We start from the raw sequence: 24,482 nt of genomic DNA, 5'->3' as shown, positions 1-24,482 counted from the left end.
GAGAAGAGCCCGGACCGAACGGTCCGGGCTCTTCTCATGCCTGCGCCCTCGGAGTCGGGGCGCAGTCGATCAGCCGTCCTGGCGGGTCTCGGTGAGGTCGCCCGACCACTCGACGTGGTAGGTGCCCTCGTCGTCCACGCGCTTGTAGGTGTGGGCGCCGAAGTAGTCGCGCTGGGCCTGCACCAGGGCGGCGGGCAGGCGCTCGGCGCGCACCGCGTCGTAGTACGCGAGCGAGGAGGCGAACACCGGGGCCGGGAAGCCGTTGGCCGCGGCGTAGGCGACCACGCGGCGCCACGCGGGCACGCACTTGGTGATCTCCTCGGTGAAGTACGGGTCCGCCAGCAGCAGCTTCAGGCCGGGCTCGCGGTCGTACGCCTCGGTGATGCGGTTGAGGAACTTGGCGCGGATGATGCAGCCGCCGCGCCAGATCTTCGCCATGTCGCCGAGGTTGATGTCCCAGTCGTAGTTCTCGGCGCCCTTGGCGATCTCCTCGAAGCCCTGCGAGTAGGCGACGAGCTTGGAGGCGTAGAGCGCCTTCTGCAGGTCGTCGATGAACTGGGCCTTGTCGGTGATCTCCTCGTCGAGGGTCTCGCCCTTGAGGGTCGCGCGGGCGGCCTCGCGCTCGGCGGCGTCGCCGGAGATGGAGCGCGCGAAGGTGGCCTCGGCGATGCCGGTGACCGGGACGCCCAGGTCCAGGGCGGTCTGCACGGTCCAGGCGCCGGTGCCCTTCTGGGCCGCCTGGTCGAGGATGACGTCCACGAAGGCCTGGCCGGTGCGCGAGTCCTTGTGCTTGAGCACGATCGCGGTGATCTCGATGAGGAAGGACTCGAGGTCGCCCTTGTTCCACTCGGCGAAGACGTCGCCGATGGCGTCGGCGTCCATGCCCAGCGCGCGCTTCATGAGGTCGTAGGCCTCGGAGATGACCTGCATGTCGGCGTACTCGATGCCGTTGTGGACCATCTTCACGAAGTGGCCGGCGCCGTCCGCGCCCACGTGCGTGCAGCAGGGGGCGCCGTCGACGTGCGCGGAGATCTTCTCGAACATCGGGCCGAGGCGGTCGTAGGACTCGACGGTGCCGCCGGGCATGATCGAGGGGCCGTTGAGGGCGCCCTCCTCGCCGCCGGAGACGCCCGCGCCCACGAAGTGCAGGCCCTTCTCGCGCAGCGCGTGCTCGCGACGGCGGGTGTCGGTGAACAGCGCGTTGCCGCAGTCCACGATGATGTCGCCCTCGTCCATGTACTGGGAGAGCTCGTCGATGACGGCGTCGGTGGGGCCGCCGGCCTTCACCATGATGATCGCCACGCGCGGCTTCTGCAGGGAGTTGACGAAGTCCTCGGTGGACTCGGAGGGGAAGAACTCGCCCTCGCCCTTGTAGTTGTCGTACACGGTCTCGGTCTTGGCGACCGAGCGGTTGTGGATCGCGACCTTGAAGCCGTTGCGCGCGAGGTTGCGGGCGAGGTTGGACCCCATCACCGCCATGCCGGTCACGCCGATGTCGGCGACGTTCGCGGGCGAAGGTTCGAAGCTGGCCATGGATGTGCTCCTTGCATCGAGTGCGGGCTGCCGGCGTGCGGCAGGACCGCGCGTCCGGGGGCGGCGCGAAACGGTCCCCGGGCATCACCCGAGGGCACCTGCGCCAGCCGTCGCGCCCATTGTAGGGACGCCGCGCGTCCGCTGCGCTGCCGTGCCAGGGCTTGCCGTGACCGGCGGCACGCCCCGTGCCGACCTCCGTCGCCCCATCCGACCGACGAACGAGGGACGACGAGCACCCGGTCGCCCGGTAGCGTCGTGCCCGCACCACGAGACCCGACGACCCCAGACCCCACGTCGCGCAGGGCGATCGACCGCTGGTCGGCCCCGCAGCACCGAGGAGAAGCACCGCCATGAGCAGCATCCCCCCGTACCCCGGCAGCGAGAGCGCCGGCGGCCCCGACGACGGCAGCAGCGCGGACTCGGGCGCCTGGAGCGCACCGCAGCAGCCGCAGGGCTCCCCCGCGTCGTACGGACAGGCCGCGCCCTACGGTCGGCCCGGCCAGCAGGACCAGACCGGTCAGCCGGGGCAGCACGAGCGGCAGGACCGGCAGGACCAGCCCGGGCAGCAGTTCCCCGCAGGCCCGCAGTCGCAGTCCGCCGGCACGACCGGTCCCGCCCCGGGCACCGACCTGGGCGCCGATCTCGGCGCCTCGATCAGCTGGATGTGGTCGGCGTTCGCGCGCAACGTCGCCGCGTTCCTCGTGCCGGCGATCGTATGGTCCCTGGCGGTCCTCGTCATCGTCGGCGTCGCGACGGGCATCGGCATCGCCGTGATGGTCGGGATGATGCAGGACTCCCCGGCCTCTGACGAGGTCCCTGCGGGGGCGATCCTCGCCATGTACGGGATCGTCCTGGCCGCTCTTCCCTTCGCCGGCATCGTCTCGATCCTGTGGCAGTCCGGCGCGGCGCGCGCCGCCGAGACCGTGCGCACCGGTGAGCGCCCCTCGCTCGGCTCGTCGTTCGTCGGCGCCGGCCGCGTGGTCCTCACCGCGCTCCTCGTCGGCATCATGATCGCGATCGGCATGATCCTGCTCTACATCCCCGGCCTGATCCTCGCGGTGCTCTCCTTCTATGCGATCCCCGCGGCCGCTCGTGGTGCGAGCCCTGGCGCTGCGATCAAGGAGAGCTTCGCCCTGGTGCGCGGACACCTGGGCATCACGGTCCTGGCCTACGTGATCTTCATGGCCGCCTCCAGCATCGCCGGCATGATCGTCGTCGGCTCGGTCCTGCTGGTGCCGCTGCTGGTGCTCTTCCAGTTCGGTCTCTACGAGCGGGTCAGCGGCCGCGCGCTCGCGGAGCCGGCGCGAGCATGACGGCACAGCCCCCTCCCCCGCAGGGACCGGGCCCGCAGTTCCCGCAGCACCCGCAGTCGCCGGGCGGGCCGGCGTCCCACGGCGACCTCGGCGCCGACCTCGGGGCGGCGCTGACGTTCATGGGCACCGGCGTCGTGCGGAACTGGCGCTCGCTGGTGCTCCCCGCCGCGATCTACGGCGCGATCGCGCTGGCGCTGGACATCCTCCCCGCCCTCGCGGGCGACGACGACTCCACGGGACTGCTCGGACTCCAGGGCGTCGCGGACGTCGTCCCCGACGGGATCCCGATCGCGCTCGCTCCCGCACAACTGCTGCTGGCCGTCGCATATCTCGTGATCCAGCTCCTGTGGACCGCGGGGACCCTGCGCTTCGGCGTCGACGTGCTGCGCGGGGACCGACAGGACCCCACGCGCTACTTCGCAGGCAACGGCCGCGTCATCCTCATGCTCATCATCTGCGGCGTCATCACGGTCGTCGGCTTCGCGCTGTGCTTCCTCCCGGGGCTGGTCGCGATGGTCCTGCTGATGCTCGTCCCGGCCGCCGCCGCCCGGGGGTCCGACGTCCCGATCGGCGCCGGATCCCGCGCCGCGAGCCGGCGGCTCGGCACCGCCGTGATCGCGTGCGTCCTCGTCCTCATCGCGTCCTCGCTGGGCACCTGGCTGAACGTGCTGAGCATCGTGATCACGCCGTTCACCTCGCTGTTCCTGCTGGGCCTGTTCGAGCGGATCGAGGGGCGCGCACTCCCGCGCTGAGGCGGGACCCGGGGGCGAGGGGCGAGGTCCCGGCTGCTCGGACCCCGCCGCTCGAGCACGTGAGACGTCCGACGGCGCCCGCTCGGCGACCGCCCACCCGGCGTACCCTCGCTCGGGTGACCGACGGCCCCCTCATCGTCCAGAGCGACAAGTCCCTCCTGCTGGAGGTCGACCATCCCTCCGCGGCCCTCGCCCGCGCGGCGATCGCGCCCTTCGCGGAGCTCGAGCGCGCGCCCGAGCACATCCACACCTACCGGATCACCGACCTGGGACTGTGGAACGCCCGTGCCGCCGGGTACGACGCGGAGACCGTGGTCGCCGCGCTCGTGGACCACTCCCGCTATCCCGTCCCGCACGCCCTCCTCGTGGACGTCGCGGACACCATGGACCGCTACGGCAGGCTGCAGCTGCAGGCCGATCCGGCGCACGGGCTCGTGCTGCGCGCCCTGGACCGCGCCGTGCTCACCGAGGTCTCCCGCTCGAAGCGCGTGGCCGGGATGCTGGGCACGCGCATCGACGAGGACACGATCGCCGTCCACCCCTCCGAGCGCGGCGCCCTCAAGCAGGCGCTGCTGCGCCTGGGCTGGCCCGCCGAGGACCTCGCCGGGTACGTCGACGGCGAGTCCCACCCGATCACCCTGCGCGAGGACGGCTGGGCGCTGCGCCCCTACCAGCGCGCGGCCGTTCACGCGTTCGTCGAGGGCGGCAGCGGGGTCGCCGTGCTGCCCTGCGGCGCCGGCAAGACCCTCGTCGGCGCAGGCGCCATGGCCGCCATGGGCCGCACCACCCTGATCCTCGTCACCTCCACCGTCTCCGCGCGCCAGTGGAAGGCCGAGCTGCTGCGGCGCACCTCGCTCACCGAGGAGGAGATCGGCGAGTACTCGGGCGCGTCCAAGGAGATCCGTCCCGTCACCATCGCCACCTACCAGGTGCTCACGATGAAGCGGAAGGGCGTCCACCCGCACCTCGAGCTCGTGAGCGCCCGGGACTGGGGCCTCATCGTCTACGACGAGGTCCACCTGCTGCCGGCCCCCGTGTTCCGGATGACCGCCGATCTGCAGGCCCGTCGGCGCCTGGGCCTCACGGCGACGCTCGTGCGGGAGGACGGCCGCGAGGGCGAGGTGTTCTCGCTGATCGGCCCCAAGCGCTACGACGCCCCGTGGAAGGACATCGAGGCCCAGGGGTACATCGCCCCGGCCGTGTGCACCGAGGTGCGCGTGAGCATGACCCGCGAGGAGCGCATGCTCCACGCGGGCGCTGAGGCCGACGACCGCCACCGCCTCGCCGCGGCGCATCCCGGCAAGCTCGACGTGGTCGAGCGCCTGGCCGCGCGCCACGCCGGCGAGGGCCTGCTCGTGATCGGCCAGTACCTCGACCAGCTCGAGGAGATCGCCGAGCGCCTGGACTGCGACCTCATCACCGGGAGGACCCCCGTGAAGAAGCGCCAGGAGCTGTTCGACGCCTTCCGCACGGGCACGATCGACCGCCTCGTGGTCTCCAAGGTCGCGAACTTCTCGATCGACCTGCCCGAGGCGAGCGTCGCGGTCCAGGTCTCCGGAGCCTTCGGCTCCCGCCAGGAGGAGGCCCAGCGCCTCGGCCGGCTGCTGCGCCCCAAGGCCGACGGCCGCGAGGCGCATTTCTACACCGTGGTCACGCGTGACACCCAGGACCAGGAGTTCGCCGCGCACCGCCAGCGCTTCCTCGCCGAGCAGGGCTACGCGTACTCGATCCTGGACGCGGAGGACCTGCCCGTCGGCTGACACCGCGGGGGACAGCGCCCGCCGCACCCGCAGGTCCGAGGTCGAGAGGGCCGCGGTGACTACAGTGGACGCTGTCCCGTGCGGCCCTGGGCCGCGCCCGTCTTCCCCGAGGAGCCCGCGATGACCTCCCCCGACGACTCCACCCCCACCACCCCGCGCGAGCCGCGCCCGAGCGGCGCCCCCGAGAGCCCCGCAGCGGGCACGACCGGCGGCCTCGACGCCCCCACCTCGCCGGAGACGTCACGCTCGCGGGAGACCTCGCGCGAGGGCGGTCAGAAGGCCCCGGGCGGCAGGGACGCCACCTCCGGCCGCACCGGCACGGCGCCCCGCGAGCAGGTCTCGGACGTCCCGACCTCCGGCAAGCGCACGGCAGGCGTGTGGATCGCCCTCGTGCTCGGCGCCATCGTGCTGATCCTGCTGCTCGTGTTCATCCTGCAGAACAACCACGCGGCGAACTTCCACTACTTCACCGCCGACTTCTCGCTGCCGCTGGGCGTCGCCATGCTGCTCGCGGCGATCGCCGGCGCCCTGGTGATGGCGCTGGTCGGCTCCGTGCGCATGTTCCAGCAGAGCCGCACCATCAAGAAGCTGCGCAAGCAGCAGGGCAAGATCCAGAGCATGCTGGACCGCTGAGCCGGCGCCCCGTCGGCCCGATCCCCGCGGGTGAGCCCGGGCTCCGCTCCGGGATCCTGCCCCGGAACGTGTCCGGGATCTCCCGGGAAACCGACCTGGACGTGCGCTGTGCACAGCGCACGTCCAGGGAACTCCCACCCATCCGGTTCACGGTGGAGCCATGACCACAGACCAGGATCAGAACTTCGAGGCCCGTCTGCTCGTGGTGGACGATGAGCCGAACATCCGCGACCTGCTCGCCACCTCGCTGCGCTTCGCGGGCTTCGAGGTCTTCACCGCCTCGACCGGGAACGAGGCCATCCGCGAGGCCACCGAGCACCAGCCGGACCTCGTGGTCCTGGACGTGATGCTCCCCGACATGGACGGCTTCACCGTCACCCGGCGCCTGCGCGACCGCGGGGAGCAGTACCCGATCCTCTTCCTCACCGCGAAGGACGACACCAAGGACAAGGTGCAGGGCCTCACGGTGGGCGGCGACGACTACGTCACCAAGCCCTTCAGCCTCGAGGAGGTCGTGGCCCGCATCCGCGCCGTGCTGCGGCGCACGCACGGCGGCGCCGAGGACACCGTCGAGAGCGCGCTGGTCGTGGGCGACCTGAGCCTCGACGAGGATTCGCACGAGGTCTACCGCGGCGAGATCGCCATCGACCTCTCCCCCACCGAGTTCAAGCTGCTGCGCTACCTCATGCTCAACGCCGGCCGCGTGGTCTCCAAGACCCAGATCCTGGACCACGTGTGGGACTACGACTGGTCCGGCGAGGTCGGCATCGTCGAGTCCTACATCTCCTACCTGCGCCGCAAGATCGACGTGATCGGCGACCCGATGATCCACACCAAGCGCGGCATCGGCTACGTGCTGCGCTCTGCCGAGGGCCGCTGATCACCGCCCCGTGTCCTTCCCGACCCTGAACGCCCAGCGCCCCGTGTCCCTGTGGACGCGGCTGGTCACGCTGATCTCGCTCGTGCTGGTGCTGGGCACGCTGCTGACGGGCACGCTGTCCCTCACGCTGCTGCACCGCACCCTCATGCAGTCCAAGGACAGCGAGCTGCGCACGGGCATGCAGGGCATCGTGAGCGTCGCCGCAGCGGGCATCCGGGACTCCGACTCCTCCGACGGAGGCGACGACTCGAACACCGAGGACCACCACGCCTCGTACGCCCCGGTGGACTTCGTCGTCGCCGTCCACGACGACGACGGCAAGCAGATCTACCGCAACGACAACTACCACGACGACAGCTCGGTGGACCTCACCTTCCCCGCCTGGACCGTCGCCCAGGTGAAGGAGCAGAGCGGGCAGCCGTTCACCATGATCGACACCGACGGCAACCGCTGGCGGGTCCGGGCCATGGTGAACACCGGGACCGCGGGCGGCAGCGTCTTCGTGGCCCTGCCCCTGGACAGCGTGGACCGCACGATGCGGGAGATGGCCCTCGTCATCGTGCTGGTCGGCACGTTCGTGGTGCTCGTGGGCATGGGCGCCGGCGGCTACATGGCCCATCGGGCGCTCGAGCCGCTGCGGGACGTCGAGGAGGTCGCCTCCCAGATCGTCGCCGGCGACCTCTCCCGCCGCGTGCCCGTGACGGACACCAGCCAGGAGGTCAACGCGCTCGCGGTGTCCCTGAACGAGATGCTCGTGCGCCTCGAGCAGTCGTTCGTCGCGCAGGCCGACAGCGAGGAGAAGGCGACGGCCTCCGAGGCCCGCATGCGCCGGTTCGTGGGCGACGCCTCCCATGAGCTGCGCACGCCGCTGGCGGCGATCCGCGGCTTCGGCGAGCTGTACCGGATGGGCGCCCTCAGCGGCGAGGAGAACGTGGCCTCGGCGATGCGCCGCATCGAGGACGAGGCCCGCCGCATGGGCTCGCTCGTGGAGAACCTGCTGCGCCTGGCCCGGCTCGACGAGAACCCCGAGATGGATCTCGAGCCCCTCGACGTCACCGACGCGATCTTCGACGTCGCCCAGGACCTGCGGGCCCTGGACCCCGCTCGTCAGGTCATGGTGGTCTCCCTCTCGGGCACGCCGCTGTCGGTGAGCCCGCACATCCCCGTGGGCGTGCAGGGCGATGAGCCCTCGCTGCGCCAGGTGCTGCTGAACCTCGTGGGCAACACCAACCGCCACACCCCCAAGGGCTCCCCCGTGGAGATCGCCGTGGGACGCGAGGACGGCGGGATGGTCGCGATCGAGGTGCGGGACCACGGCGAGGGCATCTCCGAGGACCAGCGCGAGAAGGTCTTCGAGCGCTTCTACCGCACCGACGTCTCCCGGCAGCGCTCGGCCGCCCAGGGCGGCGGCGCGGGCCTGGGGCTCTCGATCGCCGCGACCATCGTCCAGCAGCACCACGGTTCGATCCGCGTGCTCGAGACGCCCGGCGGCGGCGCGACCTTCCGGGTCGAGCTGCAGGCCGCGGACCTCACGCCCGACCAGGTGGTCGTGCCCGATCAGACCAGCAGGATCACCGGCGACGGGGCCGCGGAGGACGACGGGCGGGGCTGAGAGCCGGACTGAGGTGCGGGGCTGAGGGGCCGGGCCGAGGGGCCGGGCCGAGAGCCGGGCCGAGGGGCCGAAGGCGCCGTGCGGTCAGGATTCGTGCCGGATCGGACGGATTTCGGCACGAATCCTGACCGCACGTGCTCCCGGCGCGTGCACACGGCGCGTGCACACGGTGCGTGCACACGGCACGTACACACGGTGCGTACGTCCGGCACGTACTGCCCGAACGAACACGGACTGGCCCGCCGGATCAGGCGCCCGGCCATTCGGGGGCATCGAGCACCTGCCCCACGAAGGTGTGCCCGGTCAGCTGCTGCGAGAGCACGTTCGCGCGGGCGAGGAACTCACGGGCCGCGACGCCTCCGAGCTCGTCGTGCGCCTCGACCCGCACCTGACCGCAGGCGTCGTCGCTGCCGAGCCGGAAGGCGCCCTCGGGCGCCTCACCAACAGGAGGCAGCGGGTCCACGTGCCCTTCGAGGCCCAGCACCAGATCGTGCGGGACCTCGTCGGGCCCGAGTCCCAGCTCCGCGGCGGCGCGGGCCGTGCGCTCGCGCCGTGCCTGCGAGCGGCCGGCACCGGGCACCCGCAGACCGCTCGCGAGCAGACGCCGCGTGAGCTCCTTGTTGCCCACGAACTCGACCCCCGCGGCCTCGAGCCCGGACCTGGCCTGCTCGGGCCAGTCGTAGTGGTCGAGGTCGAAGGACCGCGGGTGCAGGCCTGCACGGGATGCCGCCTCGTGCAGCTCGGCGAGCGAGGCGTCGGAGACCAGGTGACCCCAGAGCGTGCCGTGGCGCTCCCAGCGCGGGGTGTCGGCGAGGACGGTCATAGGCCCATCGTCTCTCACCTGGGGCCGGGCCGTCCGGAGGCCCGGGTCAGATCACGGCCGCGACTGCGAGCAGCACGAAGCCCGTGAAGATGACGCCGACGCGCCCCACGTGCCAGCGGTCCCATCTGCTCAGCAGCGCCCTCCAGTCGCTCGGCGCGCCCCTCTCGTCGCGGTCCCAGGTCCTGACCCTGTTGTTGATCGGCACGAGAAGGACGATCGAGAGCACGATCCCGACGACCAGGAGCACACCGGACGCTCCGGCGAGCACCGTGCGATCCGTCCCCTCGGCCGTGAGAGCGCTGAGCAGGATGAGCAGGATCGCTCCGGCATACCACCAGGGCATGAGCCTCCCCATCACGCGAGCGGAGTCCGCACGGGCGAGAAGTCCGGTCTCTCCCGGAAGCCGGGAGAAGAGCGGAGCGGCGATCGCTGCGACCATGAGCTCGACGCCGACGAGCGTACCGGTGACGACGAGGGCGAGTGCAAGAAGTGCGATGTGCATCGGTCCACCGTCCCAGCGTGATGACATGACGTGAAGTACTGACGGGAATGTCAGCGCTATCGTCAACCGCATGGAGACACGACACCGTCCGTCCCTCGCCGGGGACTGCCCCGTCGACGCCGCCCTCGAGGTGATCCGGGGCCGGTGGAAGGGCACAATCCTGTGGCGCCTCGAAGACGGCCCCATGCGCACATCAGACCTGCGTCGCAGCATCGCCGGCATCACTGAGCGGATGCTCATCCGGCATCTTCACGAGCTCGTCGCCGATGGGATCCTCGAACGTGAGGACGCGGGGACGATCCCGCCGCACGTCACCTATCGGCTCTCGGAGTACGGCCGAACGCTCGCTCCCATCGTGTGGGACCTGTGCCGTTGGGGTCGACTGCACCAGGAGCGCCGCGCCACGGAGAGCCTGTGACACCGCGGCTCCACGAGCTCAGGCGCCCGGCGCTCCCTGGGGGTCCGGCGTGCTCTGGTGGTGGCGCAGCAGCCAGGTCCCGTCGACCCGCACCCACAGCGAAGAGCGCCGCTGGGTGCCGCGGGCGTCGGAGGTGACGAAGCGCAGCAGCACGACGCCGTCAGAGATCTCCTCGGCGATGAACTCGCGCGCGCGCAGACCCGGCACCGGGGCGAGGACGGCGAGCACCTGCTCGCGATCGTAGGTGCGGCCCGAGGTGCCGATCTCCGTGAAATCGGGGTGCAGCAGCTCGGCCGCGCGCTCGGGGTTCTTGCGCAGGAGATCGCTGAGCAGCACCTGCTCGCGGGCGACGATCTCCTCGAAGGGAGCCGAGTCCGGGTCGGCGGAGGACCGGGTCGACGACGGCGAGGAAGCGCGTGCGGAGGACTCTCCCGCGGAGGACTCTGCGGAGTCCCGAGCCGACGGGCCGCCACTGCCCTGTCCGTCGTCGGCCCCCGCAGCGGAGCGCTCGGGGCCAGCGCTGTCGGCGTCGAAGAGACTGAACAGGTGGTCGACCGAAGCGGCGCCCGGAGGGGTGGCCGACGCGGAGTCGGCGCCGGGATCCGCAGGTGCCGAGCTGTCCGGGGTCAGGCACAGACGCGGGGCGGACGCGGATCCCGTGGCCCCTGAGGCCCCCGTCGCTCTTCCTCCGTCGCCAGACCCCCCGGAGCCGCGGTATCCGGGACCGACGTCGGGGTCCTGCTTCTTGGAGAAGGCGACGGCGGCGCCGTTCGCGCGGCGGTCCGCGGCCTCGTTCATGCGGTGGCCGGCGTGCCCCTTGACCCACTCGAACTCGACGCTGCGGCCGGCGAGCGCCCGGTCGATCGCCTTGAGCAGATCCACGTTCATGACGGGCTTGCCGTCCTTCTTGCGCCAGCCCTTGCGCTTCCAGCCCGGCATCCACTTGGTCACCGAGTTGATGACGTACTGGCTGTCGCACAGCACGTGCAGATGCTGGTCGGCGTCCACCGCGGTCGCCTCGAGCAGGTCGAGGACCGCCTTGAGCTCCCCCATGTTGTTCGTGCCGTGCGGCCACCCGCCGGCCCGCCAGGTCTGATCGTCGATGTACCAGGCCCAGCCCGCCGGACCGGGGTTTCCGAGCGCAGACCCGTCGGCCGCAGCGGTGATCGTCATGGCCCAATCGTTCCACAGCCGGCGGCGGCAGCGATCCCCGGCCGACGCGGAGAGTTGGTCACGCGGAGGTGGTCCCGGTTACCCCGCGGAAGCCCGGGAAGAGTACGGTGACCGGTCGTCGGGGCGCGTCCAGGCTCCGCGAACAAGGAGCATCCATGTCCTCGACCTCTGAGTCGACGCGCGCGACGGCCGCGCCCTCGGTCCGCGAGCTCACGCTGCGCGGCGTGATCCTCGGCGGGCTCATCACCCTCGTCTTCACCGCCGCCAACGTCTACCTGGGGCTGAAGTCCGGGCTGACGTTCGCGACCTCGATCCCCGCCGCGGTGATCTCGATGGCCGTGCTGCGGTTCTTCCGACGCCACAGCGTCGTCGAGAACAACATCGTGCAGACCATCGCCTCCTCTGCGGGCACGCTCTCGGCGATCATCTTCGTGCTCCCGGGCCTCGTGGTCATCGGCTGGTGGAGCGGCTTCCCGTACTGGACCACGGTCGCGCTGTGCGCCGTGGGCGGCCTGCTGGGCGTCATGTACTCGATCCCGCTGCGCCGCGCCCTGGTCACCGGTTCGGACCTCCCCTACCCCGAGGGCGTCGCGGGCGCCGAGGTGCTCAAGGTGGGCGACGCCGAGGGCGGCGCCGAGGAGAACCGGCGCGGTCTGCACGCGATCGTGCTGGGCGGCATCACCTCGGCTGCCTACGCGCTGGTCGCAGCCCTGCAGGCGATCAGCAGCTCCGTCACCGCGGCCTTCCGCATCGGCTCGGGCGGCACCATGATCGGCGCGAGCCTCTCCTTCGCCCTCATCGGCGTCGGCCACCTCGTCGGCATCACCGTGGGCATCGCCATGCTCGTGGGCCTCGTCGTCTCCTACGGCGTGCTGCTGCCCGTCATGTCCAGCGGCCAGCTGCCCGCCACCGGCGCGATCGCCGACGCCGTGGACACCGTCTTCTCGGGCGACGTGCGCTTCGTGGGCGCGGGCGCGATCGCGATCGCCGCGATCTGGACCCTGGTGCGGATCGCGCGACCCATCGTCGGCGGGATCCGCGGATCCCTCGCCTCGACGGTCGCGCGCCGCGGCGGCGGCACCGTCGAGAAGACCGAGCGCGACCTGCCCTTCACGCTGGTCGCCGTGATCACGGTCGTCTCCATGATCCCGATCGGGATCATGCTGTGGCTGTTCGTGAAGGACACCGCGCTCGTGCACAGCGCCGGCGGCCTGATCGCCGTGTGCATCCTCTACGTGCTGATCGCGGGCCTGCTCGTCGCCTCCGTGTGCGGGTACATGGCCGGGCTCATCGGCTCCTCGAACTCGCCGATCTCGGGCGTGGGCATCCTGGTCGCGATCACCGCGGCGCTCGTCATCAAGCTCGTGCACGGCTCCGACCCCTCGCAGACCGCGGCGCTGGTCGCCTTCACCCTGTTCACGACCGCGATCGTGTTCGGCATCGCCACGATCTCCAACGACAACCTGCAGGACCTCAAGACCGGTCAGCTGGTCGGCTCGACCCCGTGGAAGCAGCAGGTCGCGCTCGTGATCGGCGTGGGCTTCGGCTCGCTGATCATCCCGCCGGTGCTCGGGCTCATGTCCACGGCCTTCGGGTTCCAGGGCGCCCCCGGCGCCGGGCCCGACGCGCTGGCCGCCCCGCAGGCCACGCTCATCGCGTCGCTGGTCAAGGGAATCTTCGGCGGGGATCTCGACTGGGGCCTGATCGGCCTGGGCGCCCTCATCGGCCTGGTCGCGATCATCGTCGACGAGGTCCTCAAGGCCCGCAGCTCGCGCCTCGCGCTGCCGCCGCTGGGCGTCGGCATGGGGATGTACCTGCCGATGAGCACGACCCTGCTCATCGTGGTCGGCGCCGTGATCGGCCTGTTCTACGGGCGCTGGGCCAAGCGCTCGAAGCGTCCCGAGCTCGCCGGGCGTCTGGGCACCCTGCTCGCGACCGGCATGATCGTGGGCGAGAGCCTGTTCGGCGTGGTCTTCGCGGGCATCGTCGCCGCGACGGGGAAGGATGCCCCGCTCGCGATCGTCGGCGACGGCTTCGCGACCCCGGCGATGATCCTCGGCGTCATCGTGTTCGTGATCGCCACCGCGGCGCTCTACCGCACCGTGGGCCGCAGCGCCGGACGGGAGATCGTCGAGAAGTGAGGGCGGGCCCGGTCGGGCCGGCCGCATGGGTTGGGCCGACGGGATCAGGCGGTGCGTTCTCCAGCGTCGACGCGGCGCTTCCGCGGGCGCGAGGGCGCTGAGCCCCCGTCCTGCGAATCCAGTTCACGGATCCACTGGCGCACGCCGCGGCGGAGCACGAACGCCCCGATCAGTGCGATCACGCAGGAGACGATCACTCCGATCCAGGTCGCCGCGGCTGCGGCGACGGGCGCCGATGCGACGGCGAGGCTCAGCGGGAGCACGACGACCATCGAGATGAGCGAGATGATCATGGCCGCTCCGATGTAGGTGAGGATGCTGAGCACGAACATCGAGATGCCCGGCCTGCGCGTCGTGCACTCCCGTCCCAGAACGATCGCCGCGAGCACGAGTATCGCGCAGGATCCAGCGATGCTCGCGACCAGTGAGCCCACGAGGCTCCAGCCCGTCGGGACGGCGTCATCCATGATCGGCGTGTGCCCGCTCAGGACCGTGAGCGCGGTCCCCGCGGCGGAGACGAACACCATCAGGGCGGATTCGAGGGCGACGAGCGCGACGCGGCCGTGGACGCGGTCGGCGCGGGACATCCCCAGGCTCGCCCACAGCTCGGTGCGGGAAGCCGTGTCCTGGCGGCCGTAGCGGTACCAGGCCAGCACTCCCCACACGGGCGCGATGCTCGCCATTGCATCGGTGACGGTCACCGCCAGGACGAGCGCGATCACGGACAGGATCACCGTGCCGGCGAAGGTCTCGGAGTTCAGTCGCATGTCCGCCGCCAGGGCGCGGCGCCATGCGGAGGTGCGGGCCGGACCGTCGCCCTGCACGGGTCGAGAAGGTCGCGCACCGTGTGCGGGTGCTGCCTCGTGTGCGGTCATGCTGTCCCCTCCTTCGTCGTGCGGTGCGTGCGTGCTCTCGACGCCGCCGCCCGCAGCGGATACGTGACCAGGTCGCTCAGCTCGGGCCGATGCAGCTGGGTCTCGGTGTCGAGCCCGACGGCGTCCTCGGCGGCGATCAGCGCCCAAGTGGTCCCGCTGATCTCCTCCGGGCCGATGAGCCCGGGCAGGTCGTTCCCCTGGGTCGCGGGCGCGGGAGCTCCCAGCACCAGGAAGTCGTCCTTCAGGTCCTCGACGGATCCTTCGAGCACTGCGACGCCGTCGGCCATGACCACGAGGTGGTCGATGAAGCGGTCCATGCCGTCCAGGTCGTGCGTGCTCAGCAGCAGGGAGCGCCGCTCCCGCGCCAGGAGGTCGCGCAGGATGTCCACGAGGCGCTCCCTCGCGAGAGGATCCAGACGCGCGAGCGGCTCGTCGAGGATCAGCAGCCGAGGATCCTGCGCGAGGGCCGCGCTCACGCCGAAGAGCGCCGCCTGCCCGTCGGACAGGTCCTGCAGCCGGCGGTCCATCGGGACGCCGAACGACCGCAGCCGGCGGCCGAAGTCCCGCACCGAGAAATCGGGGATCGCCGCCCGGCGCAGGCGCGCCACGTGGTGGGCGGTCCAGTGCTCCGGGTAGCCGTGCGGATCGGGCACCGACGCGAGCCCTTCGGGCGGGGCCGTCCGCGCCGCGCCCTGCTCGATCCCGAGCACCTCGGTCCGACCGGAGGTCGCACGGATGGCGCCCTCGATCGCTCGGAGGGCCGTGGTCTTGCCCGCTCCGTTCGCCCCGACCAGGCCCGTGACCTGGCCGGCGGGAGCCGTGAACGTCAGCCCGCGCAGCGCGCGGATGGGATCGCCGTACGGCTTCTCCAGGCTGGGGATGCTCACGCCGAGACCGCGGACGGCGACGGCGGGGGCCGATGCCCCCTCGTCTTCCGCGCCGACCTGCGTCTCCGTGCGGTCCGAATCAGCGGGCACGGACGGCGTGCGGCCCGGTTTTGTGAGGCCCGATCCTGTGCGGCTCGGTCCTGGGCGCCTCGGGCTCATCGTTCCTCCTCGATACGTCGGCCGAGCATCGTGAGCAGCGTCGCGTCGTCGATCCCGCCCGAGCGCGCCGCGTCGACCGCCTCGCCGAGCGACCGCTCGATGCGGTCCAGTGCGCGTGCGCGCAGCTCGTCGGGGTCCTGGGCGCGTACGAACACGCCCTTGCCGCGGACCGAGTCGGCGAGGCCGTCGGCCACGAGCTCGTTGTAGGCGCGGGTGGTGGTGATGACGCTGACCCGCAGGTCGCGAGCGAGCGTGCGGATCGAGGGCAGGGCCTCGCCGCTCGCGAGCTCGCCGCTGAGGATCGCGGCGGCGAGCGCGGCGCGGATCTGCTCGTAGATCGGATCGGAGGATCCCGGATCGATGTGCAGCTGCATCCTGCTCGCCCCCTCCCCTGCTCCGGCGGTGCCGCGTGTGCTTACTGTCTATATGCGCTATAGACAGTAAGCACGGTCTTCGGTCGCGTCAAGGGGTCAGGGGATCCGGGCGACGGTCATCCCGGTCGACGTCGGCGCTCTGCCGAGCCCGACGAGGGCCTCCGGCAGGTCCTCCAGACCGATGATCGACCCCAGGTGCGCGGCGGGATCCAGGCGTCCGTCGGCGATCTCCTCGAGCAGCGCCCGGTACTCCCCCGCCGCCAGGCCGTGGCTGCCCAGCACCTGCAGCTCGAGGCCGATCACGCGACCCATCGGCAGCGCGGGGTCCGCGTCCTCGCCCAGCAGCAGCCCCACCTGCACGTGACGTCCGCGGGGGCGCAGGGAGCGGATGCCCGCGGCCGCGGTGCGCGCGGATCCGAGCGCGTCGATCGTGACATCGGCGCCGCCGCCGCTCGCCGCGAGCAGCCGCTCGACGAGGTCATCGACCTCCTCGTCGGGAGCGGTCGGCACGGGCTCGGCGCCGAGCGCCCGGGCCGCCTCGAGGGCTCCGGGCGAGACGTCCACGGCGAGCACGCGCGCGCCCGCCGCCACCGCGATCTGGATGACGGAGAGCCCGACGCCGCCGCACCCGAGCACCACCACGCTCTCCCCGTCGCGCACGCGGGCCTGGGTGCGCACGGCGTGGAACGCGGTGCCGAAGCGGCAGCCGAGCCCCGCGGCGGCGAGCATGTCGATGCCGTCGGGCAGGGCGACGAGGTTGTGGTCCGCCTCGATCACGACGACCTGCTCGGCGTACGAGCCGGGCAGGTCGAAGCCGGGCTGGTGCTGGTCGGGGCACACCTGGGTGGCTCCCGCGCGGCACTGCGCACAGCGGCCGCAGGACAGGATGAACGGCGCGGTCACACGGTCGCCCACGTGGAACCGGGTGACCTCGGGGGCGACCTCGCGGACCACGCCGGCGAACTCGTGCCCGGGGGTGTGCGGAAGCGAGACGGAGTCGTCGTGCCCCTGCCAGGCGTGCCAGTCGCTGCGGCACACGCCCGTCGCGCGGACCTCGATCACCGCCCCGCGCGGCGGGCACGCGGGGTCCTCCACCTGCTCGACGCGGGGCGGGGTGCGGAAGGCGTCGTAGCGCACGGCTCTCATGGAGCCATCGTGCCGCACAGGGGCCGCGGCGCATTCCGCCGTCTCGCCGGGGCCGGGCGGGGCCGACGCCCGACGAGACGCGCGCCCGTCACTCCTCCTCGTACGCGGCCCTCTTCTCCTGCACCGCGCGCAGGCGGGCGAGGTCGAGCTTGCGGCCGCGCTGGAAGTCCACGACGCCGTTCTTCTCCTGGAACACGTCGGTGAGCTGCGTGTAGCAGTAGGCGAACATGAGCGGGTCGCCCAGCAGCACGTCCGTGAGGCCCTCGAAGCGCTCGTAGAGCTCCTCCTCGCTCGAGATCCGCTGCCCGTAGCCCCACGACTGGGAGGCGTTGTTGCCGGCCTCGCGGGCGGCGCGCGCCGCCTCCTCGGCGTTCCACCAGATGCCGCCGTACTCGGAGACGAAGTAGGGCTGCCCCTCGTAGTCCAGGGAGAAGGAGCCGTCCGCGAAGGGCAGCTCGCCGTCGCCGAGATCGCGGCGGTTGGCGAAGGGACGCCCCTCGGCGAGGCCGGACTGCTCCGTGCGGAAGCGCTCGGGATCCTGCTCGTAGGAGTGGGAGTCGAAGACGTCGGCCCCGCGCACGCGGTGCGAGTAGCCGGAGGTGTCGAGCACCGGGCGGGTGGGGTCGGCGAGCTTCGTCGCGTCGTACATCGCCTGGGTGACGTCGTCGAGCTGGGTGATGCGATCGTGGCGCACCTGGTGGGTCTCGTTCAGGGGGCACCAGCCCACGATCGCGGGGTGGTTGATGTCCCGGCGCACCGCCTCGACCCACTGGCCGATGAACGCCGCAGTGGGCTGCTGGTTGTCGCCCGTCGGCCCGCGCCCGGAGACGCCCCAGTCGCCGAACTCGCCCCAGACCAGGTAGCCGTGGACGTCGGCCCAGAAGAGCATGCGCTCCTCGAAGACCTTCTGGTGCAGGCGCGCGCCGTTGAAGCCGGCCTCGAGGGAGAGGCGCACATCGCCCTTGATCGCCTCGTCCGACGGGGCGGTCATGAAGGTGTCCTCCCACCAGCCCTGGTCCAGGACCAGGCGCTGGAAGACCTTCTCGCCGTTGATGCGGAACTCGTGGTCGCGCAGCGAGGTCGAGCGCAGGCCGGTGTAGGAGCGGACCGTGTCCAGGACGGCGCCGCCGTCGGCCACGAGGCGCAGCTCGAGGGAGTAGAGCTGCGGGTCGCCCGGGCCCCAGACGCGCACCTGGTCCTCGGGGACCGTGATCTCGAGGTGCGGGGCGAGGTCGAGGTCCGCGCGGACCTCGGCGCTCGCGACGGCGCCGCCGCCGACCTCGCCGAGCACGGCCTCCAGACGGGTGCCGGGGGTGCTGCGCGAGAGCGGGACGTCGATCGCGAAGGAGTGGGAGGCGAGCGAGGGGACCACGCGCAGCGAGCGGATCGCGTCCTCGGGGACGCCCTCGAGCCAGACCGTCTGCCAGATGCCGGTGACCCGGTGGTAGGTCGCGTGGCTCGCCTCGTAGAAGACCGACTGCTTGCCGCGCGCCTGCAGGTCGTGGCGGGAGTCGCGAGCGCGCACGACGATCTCGACGCTGCCCCCGGCGGACACGACGCCCGAGAGGTCCGCGTCGAAGGGCGTGAAGCCGCCGCGGTGGCGGGCGACCTCGACCCCGTCGGCCCAGACCGTCGCGTCGTGGTCGACGGCGCCGAAGTGCAGCACCGGCCGCAGCCCCTCCCAGCTCGCGGGCACGCTGACCGTGCGGCGGTACCAGACGGCCTCCATGAAGTCGCGGTCGCCGATGCCGGAGGCCGGCGACTCCGGCGGGAAGGGCACGAGGATCTCGGTGGCGAGCTCGCGCTCGAGCAGTCCGCGCTCGCGGCCTGTGTCGCCGCGGTCGATCTCGAACTGCCAGGTGCCGTTGAGGTTCAGCCAGGCCTCGCGCTGCAGCTGCGGGCGCGGGTGCTCAGGGCGCGGTACGTCGCCGGTCGGGACGTCGCCGGATCCGTCCGACGACGGGGCGTCCAGCGCGGCGGCGAGCTCGTCGGCGCGGGCGAAGAGGTCGGTCAGGTGCGAGGGCAGCTCGGGCACGGCGTGCTGGTCGCTCGCGGGGCTCTGCTCGGGTGCGGTCACGGTGGTCCTTCCATCGGCGCTGATCGGCGGGCCGGACGGCGCCGGCACCTCAAGTCAACACCGCCGCGCTCCGGATTGCAACGTGGGAAACACGGATGGTCAGCGACGCGGCCCTGCGGAGCTCTCGCGCGCCACCAGGCGATAGGGGACGACGTGCTCTCCCCCGTCGGGCTCCCCTTCTCCTGGCCCACCGGGGTCCGATCCTCCCGGGCCGATCGCGGCGTCGAGGGTCGCGGCGATGAGGTCGTCGAGGTCCGGGGCGATCGAGCTCAGCGCGGGGTGGGCGTGCCGCGCTCCGGGGGTGTCGTCCCAGCCCACCACCCCGACGTCCCCGGGGACGTCGAGGCCGGACTCTCGCAGGCCCGCGAGGGCACCGATCGCGAGCTGGTCGTTGGCCGCGGAGATCGCGTCGAACGCGACGCCGCGCTGGACGAGGTCGAGCACTGCGCGCCGCCCCTCGGCCATGTCCCAGGCGCCCACGTGCGCGATCCGCTCCGGGTCGCTCGCGATGCCGCTCGCCCGGCAGGCGGCGCGGAAGCCCGCGAGGCGGTCGGTGCCGGCGGAGCGCTGCTCGGACTCCCCGCCCAGGAAGACGGGTCGGCGATAGCCGCGCTCGACCAGGTGGCGGACCACGTCGGCCGAGGCCTCGACGTTGTCGACGGCGACGTGGGTGACGCCCTCGGCGCTCAGCAGGTGCTCGCCGAGCAGCACGAGCGGCGGGCCGTCCCCGCGGTCCCGGATCTCGACGGGGTCCAGCGCCTCCGGGGAGATCACGACCGCGTCGACCGGACGGCTGATGCGTCCGCGCACGTGGGCGCGCTCGACCTCGCCCCGGCCCAGCGACAGCTCGACGCTCACGGTGTACCCGCGCTCCTTGGCCGCGACGTGCAGCATCTGTGCGAGCTGGGCGAAGTAGGGGTTGGAGAGCTCGGGCAGCACGAGGGCGATGGTGTGCGTCGGGCCGCCGCGCAGCTCCCGGCCGATCGTGTTCGGCACGTAGCCGAGCTCGCTGATGGCCCGTTCGACCCGCTCACGGGTCTCGGGCCGCACGACGGGCCGGTCGTTGACGACGTTGGAGACCGTCTTCCACGAGACCCCGGCGGCCTTCGCCACGTCCTTGATGCTCACGCGCCTGGCCATCGCGCACCGCCTTCCTGCTGTTCCGGAGGCCGTCCGCCCCGGCCCCGGTGATCCGCCGAGGATACCGGCCGCGCGCTCCCTCCAGGTGCGTTGCTCACATCGGGACCCGCAGATGGGGGTGAACGGCGCGGACGGCCGTAGGCTGGTGGCTTCGTGTGCCGTCCCACCTGCCATGGCACCGCGCCTCGCCGTGCACTGCGCGACGACGGCGGCGCGCCGTCCGCGCGCAGCCCCGGGGAGCCTCCCCGTCGGGCACGTCCCCGGGCCCTGCCCGTCGGACGCCGACCGGGTCTCCCCCGTCGGACCAGCGGACCGCAGCGCGCAGGGCGGGACCGCGTCCTCTAGAACGGAAATCCGTGACCTCCACTGACTTCGCGCGCCTCGGCGTGCCCTCGCACCTCATCGACGCCCTCGCCCCGCAGGGCATCACCACCCCCACCCCCATCCAGTCCGCGACCCTCGGCGACTCCCTCGCCGGCCGCGACGTGCTGGGCCGCGGCCGCACCGGCTCCGGCAAGACCTATGCCTTCGGCCTGCCGCTCGTCGCCCGCCTCGAGCAGGACGCGCGCAAGCGCCGCGCCCGCTTCCCGCGCGCGCTCGTGCTGGCCCCGACCCGCGAGCTCGCCGCGCAGATCGACCAGTCGCTGACCCCGCTGCTGCGCGCCGCGAACCTGCGCAGCACCGTCGTCTTCGGCGGCGTCGGCCAGAAGCCCCAGGTCGACGCGATCGGCCGCGGCGTCGACGTGCTCGTCGCCTGCCCGGGCCGCCTTCTGGACCTCATGGGCCAGGGCCACGTGGACCTCGGTGCCGTCGAGATCACCGTGCTCGACGAGGCCGACCACATGGCCGACATGGGCTTCCTGCCGATGGTCCGCCGGATCCTCGCCAAGACCCCCGCGAAGGGCCAGCGCATGCTGTTCTCCGCGACCCTGGACCAGGGCGTCCAGAAGCTCGTCAAGGAGTTCCTGCACTCCCCCGTCACCCACTCGGCCGATCCGGAGACCAGCCCGGTCTCGACGATGGAGCACCACGTGCTCGAGGTCGGCGCGGATGCGAAGTTCGACGTGCTGCGCGATCTCGCGGCGGCGCCCGGACGCACCATCCTCTTCACCCGCACCAAGCACGGTGCGAAGAAGCTCGCCCAGAAGCTGAGCCGCTCGGGCGTGGCCGCCGTGGAGCTGCACGGCAACCTCTCCCAGGGCGCCCGCACCCGCAACCTCGAGGCCTTCGGCTCGGGGACCGCGAGCACGCTGGTCTCCACCGACATCGCCGCCCGCGGCATCCACGTGGACGACGTCGCCCTGGTCGTGCACGCGGACCCGCCGGTCGAGCACAAGGCGTACCTGCACCGCTCGGGCCGCACCGCGCGCGCCGGCGGCTCCGGCACCGTGATCACCGTGCGCACGCCCGACCAGAAGAAGGACGTGCACGACCTCATGCGCAAGGCCCGCATCACGCCGGCCCAGCACGAGGGCGTGGTCGTCACGAGCCCCGTGCTGAGCGAGCTCGCCCCCGGCGAGCGCGTCTTCACCGAGCCCGCGCCGGCCCCGGCGCAGCAGCCCCAGCAGGGCGGCGGACGCGGCCAGGGTGGTCGTGGGCAGGGCGGTCGTGGTCAGGGCGGCGGTCGCGGTCAGGGCGGTCGCGGCAGCGGCGGCGGTCGCTCCTCCGGGGGCCGCGGTCGCGGCGGCCAGGGCGGCCGCGGACAGGGCTCCCAGGACGGCCGCTCCGGCGACGGCTCGCGCTCCGGCCAGGACGGTCGCTCGGGTCAGGGGTCGCGTTCGGGGCAGGGATCGCGCTCGGGCCAGGGCTCGCGCGGTCGCGGCCGCGGCGGCCGCTCGGGCTCCGGCTCGGTGACCTCCTACTCGACCTCGAGCTCCGGCGAGGGCTCGTCGCGCCGCTCCGGCGGGCTCGCGGCCTTCTCCTCGGGCCGTCGCGGCTGACGCCGGACGCGCCCGGCCCGTCTCGGGTCCGGGCGCCCCGGGGCGCATCATGGCTCGCAGCATCGCGGAGATCCTCGTCGAGGCCCGGCGCGGCACGGCGCGCGTGGCGCCGAGAGATCTGCCCGGGCGACTGCACGACGGCGCCCGGGTGATCGACGTGCGCACGCCCTGGACGCGCGACGCCGAAGGCCACATCCCCGGAGCGATCGTGGTCGAGCACACCGTCATGCTCTGGCGGCTGGACCCCGTCAGCCCGAGCCGCATGGCCGACGGGCCGAGCTACGACGACGACGTCATCGTCGTGTGCAACGAGGGCTTCTCCTCCTCGCTCGCCGCGCGCGACCTGCGCGAGCTCGGCTTCTCCCGGGCGACGGACCTCGAGGGCGGCTTCCGCGCGTGGGCCGAGCAGGGCCTGCCCGTCGAGCCGGAGCCCACGCGGTACGTGACCTGACGGCGAGCTGCGCCGTCGCGTAGTGTGCGGAACCGGAGCGCTCGAGGGAACGCGAGCGCAGGAGCGCGATCGCGTGCGCGGACGCCTGCACGAGAGGGAGCCATGAGCCAGTCGCCGCTGGACGGACCGGAGCCCAGGAGACGACCCCACCCGGTGATCCCGGGCCAGGTCGTCCATCATCACGCCCCCGACGAGCCGCGGCGCGACGTCGATCCCTATGCCGTCGCCGGGCCGCGGGCCGACGCCCCGGCGACGGCCGGCAGTGCCATGCAGCCCTTCGCAATCCCGCAGGCCCCGCTGGCCCCGCAAGCCCCACCCGGATACGGTCCGCCGCCCATGGTCATCCTGCCCGAGAAGAGCGTCGGCGTGGCCTTCGTGCTCACGTTCTTCTTCGGCGTGTTCGGGATGCTCTACGCGACGGTCGGCGGGGCGCTGATCCTGATGGGGATCACCTTCGGACTGATCCTGGTCTCGGCCGCCGTGATCGGCGTCCTCTCGATCCTCACGATGGGGGTCGGGGCCGTCCTGTTCGGCCTGGTCCCGCTGATCGGCGTCGGCGCCTGGATCACGAGCATGATCTGGGGCTGCACCGCTGCCTCGAACCACAATCAGCGGGTGCGCGCGCAGTACGCGCAGATGGCCGCTCGGCAGCACCACCAGCAGTCTGCGCAGTACGCGCAGCCCCCGCGGCCGATGGGCGCCTGACGCGGCGCTGACCTCGGTATTCCCTGCGTCGGCGCTCGAGTGCTCACAGCACCCAGCACCCGCCTCCGGGCGCGGCGTAGCCTCGGGCCATGAGCACCCCCATGCCCGAGACCGCCGGCCCGTCCTCGCCCTCCGCGGCGCCCGCGCACACCCCGCACGTGCCGCTGTCGATCCTCGACCTGGTCCCGATCTCCGAGGGGATGGACGCCCGCGAGGCCATCGGCCACGCGATGAGCTCCGCCCAGCTCGCCGACCGTCTGGGCTTCGCCCGCTACTGGTTCGCCGAGCACCACAACACGATCTCCCTGGCCTCGAACGCGACCAGCCTGCTCATCGGCCAGGCCGCGCAGCTGACCGAGCGGATCCGCGTGGGCTCGGGCGGCGTCATGCTGCCCAACCACTCCCCGCTCTCGGTCATCGAGCAGTTCGGCACCCTGGTCCAGATGCACGGTGATCGCATCGATCTGGGGCTGGGCCGCGCGCCCGGCACCGACCCGCTCACCGCGCAGCTGCTCGCGCGCACGTCGGCCGAGCCGGAGGCGTTCATCGCCGCGGTCGAGCAGATGCGCGACTGGTCGCGCACCGAGCAGCCGACGGGCCTGCGGATCGCCGCCCCGGTCGCCGAGGGCACCGAGGTCGCCATGTGGATCCTCGGCTCGACGTCGAACGGCGCGCAGCTCGCCGGTCGCCTCGGCATGCCCTTCTCCGTCGCCTCGCACTTCTCGCCCTTCGGGGTCGAGCAGGCGCTGGACGCCTACCGCCGGACCTTCGACGCGGACGCCGAGTCCGCCCAGATCGACGCCCCGCACACGATGGTCGGCGTGAACGTCCTGGTCGCACCCACGGACGAGGAGGCCCAGCACCTGTTCACCTCGGCGCAGCAGGGTTTCCTGGGCATCCTGCGCGGCGAGCGCACGAAGGTGAAGCCGCCCCGGGATCTCGAGGGCCTCGCCGACCCGGCGCTGCTCGCGAAGGTCGACCAGACGCTCTCCGTGCGCGCCGTCGGCTCCCCGCGCACGGTCGTCGCGCAGCTCGAGTCCCTCGTCCGCGCCACCGGGGCCGACGAGCTCATCGTCACCGGGCAGGTCTTCGATCCCGCCCATCGCGAGCGCTCGCACGAGCTCCTCGCCGAGGCCTGGGGCATGGGCGGATGACGCCCGTCGGCCGCTGAACACGCCCGCCTGCCGC

General features: G+C 72.4%; 22 protein-coding genes. 12 read left to right on the top strand and 10 right to left on the bottom strand.

Annotation, left to right across the window (positions count from 1 at the left end):
• Nucleotides 1–69: 69 nt before the first annotated feature.
• Nucleotides 70–1,533 (bottom strand): NADP-dependent phosphogluconate dehydrogenase, encoded by a 1,464-nt coding sequence (gene gndA, locus FHG10_RS01865; protein ID WP_152351628.1) that lies wholly within the window; start codon nucleotides 1,531–1,533, stop codon nucleotides 70–72.
• Between the two features lie 350 nt (nucleotides 1,534–1,883).
• Here gndA and FHG10_RS01860 point away from each other — a divergent pair, with 350 nt between their 5' ends.
• The 6 genes from FHG10_RS01860 to FHG10_RS01835 all read left to right on the top strand — a co-directional run bounded on the left by FHG10_RS01860 (nucleotide 1,884) and on the right by FHG10_RS01835 (nucleotide 8,483).
• Entirely contained in the window at nucleotides 1,884–2,846 is a 963-nt protein-coding gene (locus FHG10_RS01860) for a hypothetical protein (protein WP_152351627.1), read from the top strand.
• Nucleotides 2,843–3,598, top strand: a complete 756-nt coding sequence (locus FHG10_RS01855) for a hypothetical protein (RefSeq protein WP_152351626.1) — start codon at nucleotides 2,843–2,845, stop codon at nucleotides 3,596–3,598. The genes FHG10_RS01860 and FHG10_RS01855 overlap by 4 nt, the downstream gene beginning before the upstream one ends.
• Before the next feature lie 116 nt (nucleotides 3,599–3,714).
• Complete coding sequence (locus FHG10_RS01850) at nucleotides 3,715–5,358, top strand: DNA repair helicase XPB (protein ID WP_152351625.1); 1,644 nt, start codon at nucleotides 3,715–3,717, stop codon at nucleotides 5,356–5,358.
• Between the two features lie 120 nt (nucleotides 5,359–5,478).
• A complete protein-coding gene (locus tag FHG10_RS01845; RefSeq protein ID WP_152351624.1) occupies nucleotides 5,479–5,991 on the top strand; it encodes a LapA family protein in 513 nt (170 codons plus the stop codon).
• A 160-nt stretch (nucleotides 5,992–6,151) separates the two neighbouring features.
• The gene (locus FHG10_RS01840; RefSeq protein ID WP_152351623.1) at nucleotides 6,152–6,871 is read left to right on the top strand and encodes a response regulator transcription factor; all 720 of its coding nucleotides are present in this window, start codon (nucleotides 6,152–6,154) and stop codon (nucleotides 6,869–6,871) included.
• Nucleotides 6,872–6,881: 10 nt separating this feature from the next.
• Complete coding sequence (locus tag FHG10_RS01835) at nucleotides 6,882–8,483, top strand: sensor histidine kinase (protein ID WP_152351622.1); 1,602 nt, start codon at nucleotides 6,882–6,884, stop codon at nucleotides 8,481–8,483.
• 247 nt (nucleotides 8,484–8,730) lie between these two features.
• On the opposite strand, the gene FHG10_RS01830 is transcribed toward FHG10_RS01835, so the two are convergent.
• Both FHG10_RS01830 and FHG10_RS01825 read right to left on the bottom strand, forming a co-directional pair.
• Nucleotides 8,731–9,306, bottom strand: coding sequence for a DUF4031 domain-containing protein (locus tag FHG10_RS01830; protein ID WP_152351621.1), 576 nt, complete (start codon nucleotides 9,304–9,306; stop codon nucleotides 8,731–8,733).
• A 46-nt stretch (nucleotides 9,307–9,352) separates the two neighbouring features.
• A complete protein-coding gene (locus FHG10_RS01825) occupies nucleotides 9,353–9,808 on the bottom strand; it encodes a DUF1772 domain-containing protein (protein WP_193636162.1) in 456 nt (151 codons plus the stop codon).
• 70 nt (nucleotides 9,809–9,878) lie between these two features.
• Between FHG10_RS01825 and FHG10_RS01820 the strand changes: the two genes are divergently transcribed.
• The gene (locus tag FHG10_RS01820) at nucleotides 9,879–10,226 is read left to right on the top strand and encodes a winged helix-turn-helix transcriptional regulator (protein ID WP_152351619.1); all 348 of its coding nucleotides are present in this window, start codon (nucleotides 9,879–9,881) and stop codon (nucleotides 10,224–10,226) included.
• An 18-nt stretch (nucleotides 10,227–10,244) separates the two neighbouring features.
• Here the strand turns inward: FHG10_RS01820 and FHG10_RS01815 are convergent, their stop codons facing one another.
• The gene (locus tag FHG10_RS01815) at nucleotides 10,245–11,399 is read right to left on the bottom strand and encodes a ribonuclease HI family protein (protein WP_152351618.1); all 1,155 of its coding nucleotides are present in this window, start codon (nucleotides 11,397–11,399) and stop codon (nucleotides 10,245–10,247) included.
• A 155-nt stretch (nucleotides 11,400–11,554) separates the two neighbouring features.
• Here FHG10_RS01815 and FHG10_RS01810 point away from each other — a divergent pair, with 155 nt between their 5' ends.
• Entirely contained in the window at nucleotides 11,555–13,540 is a 1,986-nt protein-coding gene (locus FHG10_RS01810) for an OPT family oligopeptide transporter (protein ID WP_152351617.1), read from the top strand.
• Between the two features lie 44 nt (nucleotides 13,541–13,584).
• Here FHG10_RS01810 and FHG10_RS01805 read toward each other — a convergent pair whose 3' ends face one another.
• The 6 genes from FHG10_RS01805 to FHG10_RS01780 form a co-directional block, all read right to left on the bottom strand.
• Nucleotides 13,585–14,415, bottom strand: coding sequence for a hypothetical protein (locus FHG10_RS01805; RefSeq protein ID WP_152351616.1), 831 nt, complete (start codon nucleotides 14,413–14,415; stop codon nucleotides 13,585–13,587).
• The gene (locus FHG10_RS01800) at nucleotides 14,412–15,302 is read right to left on the bottom strand and encodes an AAA family ATPase (protein WP_193636161.1); all 891 of its coding nucleotides are present in this window, start codon (nucleotides 15,300–15,302) and stop codon (nucleotides 14,412–14,414) included. The genes FHG10_RS01805 and FHG10_RS01800 overlap by 4 nt, the downstream gene beginning before the upstream one ends.
• 155 nt (nucleotides 15,303–15,457) lie before the next feature.
• Nucleotides 15,458–15,835, bottom strand: coding sequence for a GntR family transcriptional regulator (locus FHG10_RS01795; RefSeq protein ID WP_152351614.1), 378 nt, complete (start codon nucleotides 15,833–15,835; stop codon nucleotides 15,458–15,460).
• A gap of 96 nt (nucleotides 15,836–15,931) precedes the next feature.
• Nucleotides 15,932–16,981 (bottom strand): alcohol dehydrogenase catalytic domain-containing protein, encoded by a 1,050-nt coding sequence (locus FHG10_RS01790; RefSeq protein ID WP_152351613.1) that lies wholly within the window; start codon nucleotides 16,979–16,981, stop codon nucleotides 15,932–15,934.
• Nucleotides 16,982–17,069: 88 nt separating this feature from the next.
• Complete coding sequence (locus FHG10_RS01785; RefSeq protein ID WP_406565146.1) at nucleotides 17,070–19,058, bottom strand: glycoside hydrolase family 2 protein; 1,989 nt, start codon at nucleotides 19,056–19,058, stop codon at nucleotides 17,070–17,072.
• Between the two features lie 99 nt (nucleotides 19,059–19,157).
• Entirely contained in the window at nucleotides 19,158–20,198 is a 1,041-nt protein-coding gene (locus FHG10_RS01780; RefSeq protein WP_193636160.1) for a LacI family DNA-binding transcriptional regulator, read from the bottom strand.
• Between the two features lie 356 nt (nucleotides 20,199–20,554).
• Here FHG10_RS01780 and FHG10_RS01775 point away from each other — a divergent pair, with 356 nt between their 5' ends.
• The 4 genes from FHG10_RS01775 (at nucleotide 20,555) to FHG10_RS01760 (ending at nucleotide 24,448) form a co-directional block, all read left to right on the top strand.
• Nucleotides 20,555–22,138 carry a DEAD/DEAH box helicase gene (locus FHG10_RS01775; RefSeq protein WP_152351611.1) on the top strand — a complete coding sequence of 528 codons (1,584 nt, stop codon included), beginning with the start codon at nucleotides 20,555–20,557 and terminating at the stop codon, nucleotides 22,136–22,138.
• 49 nt (nucleotides 22,139–22,187) lie between these two features.
• Complete coding sequence (locus FHG10_RS01770) at nucleotides 22,188–22,589, top strand: rhodanese-like domain-containing protein (protein WP_152351610.1); 402 nt, start codon at nucleotides 22,188–22,190, stop codon at nucleotides 22,587–22,589.
• Between the two features lie 102 nt (nucleotides 22,590–22,691).
• Nucleotides 22,692–23,294: a cell division FtsX domain-containing protein gene (locus tag FHG10_RS18150; protein WP_227487973.1), complete on the top strand. Its 603-nt coding sequence runs from the start codon at nucleotides 22,692–22,694 to the stop codon at nucleotides 23,292–23,294.
• Between the two features lie 89 nt (nucleotides 23,295–23,383).
• Nucleotides 23,384–24,448, top strand: a complete 1,065-nt coding sequence (locus tag FHG10_RS01760; RefSeq protein WP_227487972.1) for an LLM class flavin-dependent oxidoreductase — start codon at nucleotides 23,384–23,386, stop codon at nucleotides 24,446–24,448.
• Nucleotides 24,449–24,482: the final 34 nt, after the last annotated feature.

This window comes from Brachybacterium subflavum, assembly GCF_009299795.1.
In the GTDB taxonomy this organism is placed as follows: domain Bacteria; phylum Actinomycetota; class Actinomycetes; order Actinomycetales; family Dermabacteraceae; genus Brachybacterium; species Brachybacterium subflavum.
Note: the sequence above shows the minus strand (reverse complement) of the source record. Positions and strands in the feature narration are given on the sequence as shown.